The following is a 611-nucleotide window of genomic DNA, read 5'->3' as shown; positions in this document are numbered from 1 at the left end:
ACAAAGAAGGTCAAGAAAAGCGCGATGCCAATGATCACCTGATTCGATGGTGTTTGTTGTAAGCCCATCGCCTGACGCAGAATCGACATTACCACCACAATTCGGGTGAAAGACGTCATCAAAATCACCATTGCTGGCAAGAAGCCCAGCATGGTCATTAAGGCGAGAATTTGCAACGTAACAGAATAGTCTTCACTGCCATCCGGATTGGTGGTCATGGTGAAAGCTGGAATACCAGCACCGTTGCCAACCGACATAGAGCGACTTGCTCCGGTATCGCTTTGCATGGCCTGAACCGTCACACTGCTCCCTTCTGCTAAATTCGCAGGCAACGGTGATTCCTCTGCCTCAGCAAACGAAAATGAAGAAAACAGCACGCCAACCAGTAGCACCAAAGTGCTAAAAAGCAGACGGATTGGATTACCCTTTGTCATTTTTCTTGATCAGTTGGCTGAACTGACTGGCAAAAGCATTGGTCGCCAACTCTTCCTCTTTCAATGGCTTTTCTAGCTTGGCTAAGGTTTGGATCGATTGACTGGTGATGCCCACCAAAAACTGCTCTTCTCCAACCTGAACCACGGCGATTCGCTCTTTGGTGCCGACAGGTAATT

General features: G+C 48.3%; 1 protein-coding gene and 1 pseudogene. Both read right to left on the bottom strand.

Features of this window, described 5'->3' with window-relative positions; genetic code table 11:
- A pseudogene (locus R8O11_RS29195) lies at positions 1-434 on the bottom strand (flagellar biosynthetic protein FliP); the annotation flags it as partial.
- Positions 421-611 (bottom strand): flagellar biosynthetic protein FliO (locus R8O11_RS29190; RefSeq protein WP_318195119.1); only part of this gene is annotated, 191 nt, incomplete at its 5' end. The pseudogene R8O11_RS29195 and the gene R8O11_RS29190, both read right to left, overlap by 14 nt.

Source organism: Vibrio sp. 1288, assembly GCF_033344475.1.
Note: the sequence above shows the minus strand (reverse complement) of the source record. Positions and strands in the feature narration are given on the sequence as shown.